Here is a 5519-nt window from a genome sequence, read left to right on the forward strand (position 1 = left end):
GATCAGCGAGTGGCAGCCCGACCTCGTGGTGCTGAGCGGCCTCATGCGCCTTCTGCCGCCGCGGGTCGTCGAGGCGCTCGCGCCGCGGCTCATCAACACGCACCCCGCCTACCTGCCCGAGTTCCCGGGCGCGCACGGCGTGCGCGACGCGCTCGCCGCGGGGGTCGCGCAGACCGGGGCCAGCGTGATCGTCGTCGACACCGGGGTCGACACGGGCCCCGTGCTCGCGCAAGAGCACGTGCCCGTGCTGCCCGGCGACACCGAGCACAGCCTGCACGAGCGCATCAAGCCCGTCGAGCGGCGCCTGCTCGTCGACGTCGTGCGCGGCATCGCCGACGGGTCGATCAGCCTCGGCGCAGCATCCGCCCCCTAGACCGCCCCAGCACTGGAGACCCTCATGGCCGGCCCCGCCCACGACCCTGCCCTCTACCGCCACCGCGACGCCGTGCCCGTGCGGCGCGCGCTCATCTCGGTGAGCGACAAGTCGGGGCTGCTCGACCTCGCGGCGGCGCTCGCCGCGGGCGGCGTCGAGATGGTGTCGACCGGCTCGACGGCGGCGACGATCGCGGCCGCCGGGCACCCGGTGACCGAGGTGTCGCAGGTGACGGGCTTCGCCGAGACCCTCGACGGGCGCGTGAAGACCCTGCACCCGAAGGTGCACGCGGGCATTCTCGCCGACCTGCGCCTCGAGGCACACGAGGCCCAGCTCGCCGAGCTCGGTGTCTCGCCGTTCGACCTCGTGATCGTCAACCTGTACCCCTTCGTCGAGACGGTCGCCTCGGGCGCGGAGGGCGACGCGGTCATCGAGCAGATCGACATCGGCGGGCCCGCGATGGTGCGCGCCGCGGCCAAGAACCACGCCAACGTCGCGATCATCGTCGACCCGGCCGATTACGTGATGGTCACGAAGGCGCTCACCCTCGGCGGCACGACGCTCGCCCAGCGGCAGCGCTTCGCCGCCAAGGCCTTCGCCCACACGGCCGCCTACGACACCGCGGTCGCGGGCTGGTTCGCCGATACGCTCGGCGTGCGCGCGGAGCACCCGGCCGCCGACGGCAGCCCCTCGACGATCGACGTGCACGCGAGGCTGCAGCAGGTGCTGCGCTACGGCGAGAACAGCCACCAGCACGCCGCGCTCTACCGCGCCGACGGCAGCCACGGCATCGCGCAGGCGACCCAGCTGCACGGCAAAGAGATGTCGTACAACAATTTCGTGGATGCCGATGCGGCCGTGCGCGCGGCCTACGACCACGAGGCTCCCGCCGTCGCGATCATCAAGCACGCGAACCCGTGCGGCATCGCCGTGGGTGACTCGATCGCTTCAGCTCATGCCGCAGCGCACGCGTGCGACCCCGTCTCTGCCTTCGGGGGAGTGATCGCCGCCAACCGTGTCATCACGCGCGAGGCCGCCGAGTCGATCGCGCCCATCTTCACCGAGGTCGTGGTCGCCCCGGGCTTCGAGCCCGAGGCGCTCGAGGTGCTGCGCGAGAAGAAGAACATCCGGCTCATCGAGCTGCCCGCGGGCTTCGCGCTCGGCGACGTCGAGCTGCGCCAGGTGAGCGGCGGCTGGCTGCGGCAGAGCGCGGACCGCGCGTTCGCGCCCGCCGCCTCGTGGCAACTGGTCTCCGGCCCCGCCGCCTCGGCCGAGCAACTGGCCGACCTCGAATTCGCGTGGCGCGCGTGCCGCGCCGTGAAGTCGAACGCCATTCTGCTGGCGTCGGGCGGAGCATCCGTCGGCGTGGGCATGGGCCAGGTCAACCGGGTCGACTCGTGCCACCTCGCGGTGTCGCGGGCCGGCGAGCGGGCGCGCGGCTCGGTCGCGGCGTCGGACGCGTTCTTCCCGTTCGCCGACGGCCTGCGGGTGCTGCTCGACGCGGGCGTCGCGGCGATCGTGCAGCCGGGCGGCTCGGTGCGCGACGAGGAGGTCATCGCGGCGGCCCAGGCGGCCGGCGTGACGATGTACTTCACCGGCGAGCGGCACTTCTTCCACTAGAAATGTGAGATCAACCTTGCCGATAGAAGCGATTCTCGGATCACTCGTCGCCCTATTCTTTGTCATCTATGGGCTAATCGGCATATTTCGCCCGTCAGTTCTGACGACTGCGAACGCCGCGTTGTTTGCGGCGTTCGGACTCGACAACCATGCCAAGAGGGCGCGGGCCACCAACCAGATTGTTCAAGCTCGCATAGGCGGGGTGATCTGCCTCTCACTAGGCATCTACCTCGTCGTCTTGCTTGTCAGTGAGTACAGCTAGCCGAAAAGCGGTGCACGGTTCTGAACCGCTGTCCCACGTGTCACAAGTCACGGAGCATCTGGCCCGTGATCGCGCGAGTTCGCGGGCGGGGCTGTCATGACCCACCTTAGTTCCGTGATTTGTGACGCAAGGGGCGGCACTAGCGTGGAGGGCATGACGCCCCTCGCTCGCCGCCTGCTCGACTCCGCCCTCGCCGCGCTCGCGGTCGCCCTCGTCACGCACCTCGTGACGGTCGTGCTGTTCGCGGCGATCAACGGCGCGACGGTCGAGGTGCTCGCGCAGGTCAACGGAGTGTTCGGGTTCTCGTCGCTGCTGCTGTTCATCTTCATCGCCGTCATCGGCACGGCAGGGGTGCTCGACAACCGCTGGATCGCGCTCGCCGTGGCCGTGCTCGCCGCCTTCGTCTCATCGTGGCTCGGCGCGCTGCTGGCGATCGTCGCGGCGGGCAACCCGATCAGCGGTGAGCTCATCGACTACCTCTGGATCAGCGTGCTCGGCTTCAACCTGCTGTTCCAGGTCGTCGCCGTGCTCGCGGTGGTCACGGTGGGCCGTCGGGTGTGGATGGCGCGGCAGGCGGGTGCCGTGGCATCCCGCCGCCTGGCGATCGTGCGGATGCCCAGCTCGCGCCTCGCGGACGGCGAGCTGACCCACCAGGAGCGCGTGCCGGTCGACATGGATCTCGCCGATGCGCAGTGGGAGGCCTACGTCGAAGCGCTGCGGGCCGAGGGCTTCACGCCCGTCGACGTGCCCCCGGCCGATGAGCTGCCCGACTCGGTGTTCATCGAAGACGCGCTCGTCATGATCGGCGGCACCGCCGTCGTCACCCGCCCGGGCGCCGAGTCGCGTCGGCCCGAGATCGACGCCGCGGAGCAGACCGCGCGCGAACTGGGTCTGCGCATCGAGCGCATCGTCGAACCCGGCACGCTCGACGGCGGCGATGTGCTGGCGATCGGCGACGTGCTCTACGTGGGCCGCGGCGGTCGTACCAATGCCGAGGGCATCCGGCAGCTGCGGGCCATCGCGCGCACGCACGGGCGCGATGTCGTCGCTGTGCCCGTGACGAAGGCGCTGCACCTCAAGAGCGCCGTGACCGCGCTGCCCGACGGAACCGTGGTGGGGCATCCCTCGCTCGTCGATGACGTGTCGATGTGGCGCAGTTTCCTGCCCATGCCCGAGGCCGAGGGCGGACACGTCGTCGTGCTGAGCGACGACGCCGTGCTCATGGCAGCCTCGGCCCCGCAGAGCGCCGAGCTCATCCGGTCGCTCGGCTACCGCGTCGTCACGGTCGACATCTCGGAGTTCGAGAAGCTCGAGGGCTGCGTCACGTGCCTGAGCGTGCTCGTCCGCTGACGACGACGTAACGCCCGCATCACGATTCGGGTGCGGTTCGACAATCGTCATACCAAACCCATAGGCTGGAAGGCTCCGCCCGGCCACCCCGGGCGAGGCTGCTCCACCCGCCACCATCGCCCTTCCGCACCCGCCACGAGCGGGCGCGCTGCCTCGAGGACTCACCGTGTCGACGACGAAAACCGATCAGCCCCGCCTGAGCACGTTCCGGGCGATCGCGCGCATCTACCCCTATGCGAAGCCCGCCATGCCGTGGATCTACGCCGGCATGGCCGCGGCGCTCGCCGCGGGCGTCATCACGCTGTTCATCCCGATCGTGCTGCAGGGCCTCGTCGACGGCCCGCTCGCGACCGGCGACCCGAGCCAGATCTGGCCCGCCGCGATCGCCGTGCTCGTGCTCGGCGTGCTCGAGGCGGTCTTCATCATGCTGCGGCGATTCTTCGTGCTCACGCCCGGCACGCACATCGAGGCGCGCATGCGCAACGCGCTCTACGCGCAGCTGCAAGACCTGCCGGTCGCCTTCCACGACCGCTGGCAGTCGGGGCAGCTGCTGAGCCGTGCGGTGAGCGACCTCAACCTCATCCGCCGGTGGCTGTCGTTCGGCTTCGTGCTGCTCATCGTCAACGGCATCACGATCGTCATCGGCTTCGTCGTGCTCATCAACTGGAGCCTCTGGCTGGGTCTGCTCTTCCTCGTGGCGAGCATCCCGCTCTGGGTCTACGGCTACCTCTTCGAGAACAAGTACTCGGTCATCGCGCGGCGTGCGCAAGACCAGCAGGGCGACCTCGCCACGGCGGTCGAGGAGAGCGTGCACGGCATCCGCGTGCTTAAGGCCTTCGGGCGCGGCAAGCACTCGTTGCTGAAGTTCGCCGACCAGGCAGAGCTGCTGCGCTCGACCGAGATCGAGAAGGCCAAGGCGATCGCCGGCATCTGGTTCTGGCTGATCCTGATCCCCGACGTGGCCTTCGCCCTGTGCCTGCTGGGCGGCGTCGCGCTCGCGGCGGCGGGCGAGCTGACCGTCGGCGAGCTGTTCGCCTTCTTCGCCACGGCCACCGTGCTGCGGTTCCCGATCGAATCGATCGGCTTCCTGCTCTCGATGACTTACGACACCCGCACGGCGACCGACCGCTTCTTCGAGGTCATGGACGAGATCAACACCATCACCGACCCCGAACCGCCGGCGACCATCGCGGCACCGAGCGGCCGGCTGACGTTCGACAACGTGGTCTTCCGCTACCAGGATGCTCCTGCCGACCAGCCCGGAATCCTCGACGGCATCACCCTCGAGCTCGAACCCGGCGAGACGATGGCTCTCGTCGGCATCACGGGCAGCGGCAAGACGACGCTGACGGCCCTCGCGACGCGGCTCTACGACGTCACCTCGGGGCGCGTGCTGCTCGACGGCGTCGATATCCGTGACCTCACGCGCGAAGAGCTGCGCCGCCACATCGCGATGGCCTTCGAAGACGCGACGCTCTTCTCGGCGAGCGTGCGCGACAACGTGCTGCTCGGGCGGCCCGAGCTCACCGAGAGCGACTCGCCCGAAGCGGTGGCGGAGGCCGAGCGCGTGCTCACCGAGGCCCTCGAGATCGCGCAGGCCGACTTCGTGCACAGCCTGCCCGACGGCGTCGACACGACCGTCGGAGAGGAGGGGCTGAGCCTCTCGGGCGGTCAGCGCCAGCGGCTCGCCCTCGCGCGCGCCGTCGCCGCGAACCCGGCCGTGCTCGTGCTCGACGACCCGCTGAGCGCGCTCGACGTCGACACCGAGGCCCTCGTCGAGGCGGCCCTGCGGCGGGTGCTCGCGACGACGACGGGCCTCATCGTCGCGCATCGGCCCTCCACCGTGCAGATGGCCGACCGCGTCGCCCTGCTGCAGGAGGGGCGCATCACCGACGTCGGCACGCACAGCGAACT

At 70.1% G+C, this 5519-nt stretch carries 4 protein-coding genes; all 4 read left to right on the plus strand.

Features of this window, described 5'->3' with window-relative positions:
* Nucleotides 1-373: phosphoribosylglycinamide formyltransferase (purN, locus tag ACTIE9_RS09200; RefSeq protein ID WP_439565274.1), on the plus strand; the 373-nt coding region annotated here is incomplete at its 5' end.
* 24 nt (nucleotides 374-397) lie between these two features.
* On the plus strand, nucleotides 398-1993 hold the full coding sequence (gene purH, locus ACTIE9_RS09205; protein ID WP_439565275.1) for a bifunctional phosphoribosylaminoimidazolecarboxamide formyltransferase/IMP cyclohydrolase: 1596 nt from the start codon (nucleotides 398-400) through the stop codon (nucleotides 1991-1993).
* Between the two features lie 415 nt (nucleotides 1994-2408).
* Complete coding sequence (gene ddaH, locus ACTIE9_RS09210; RefSeq protein ID WP_439565276.1) at nucleotides 2409-3605, plus strand: dimethylargininase; 1197 nt, start codon at nucleotides 2409-2411, stop codon at nucleotides 3603-3605.
* 247 nt (nucleotides 3606-3852) lie between these two features.
* A partial coding sequence (locus ACTIE9_RS09215) for an ABC transporter ATP-binding protein (protein ID WP_439565281.1) occupies nucleotides 3853-5519 on the plus strand: 1667 nt, incomplete at its 3' end.

Origin of the sequence: Microcella sp. (genome assembly GCF_051860105.1) — a bacterium.
In the GTDB taxonomy this organism is placed as follows: Bacteria; Actinomycetota; Actinomycetes; order Actinomycetales; family Microbacteriaceae; genus Microcella.

Coding starts and splice junctions, on each gene's coding strand:
- purH (WP_439565275.1), top strand. CDS start 398: ATGGCCGGCCCCGCCCACGACCCTGCCCTCTACCGCCACCGCGACGCC.
- ddaH (WP_439565276.1), top strand. CDS start 2,409: ATGACGCCCCTCGCTCGCCGCCTGCTCGACTCCGCCCTCGCCGCGCTC.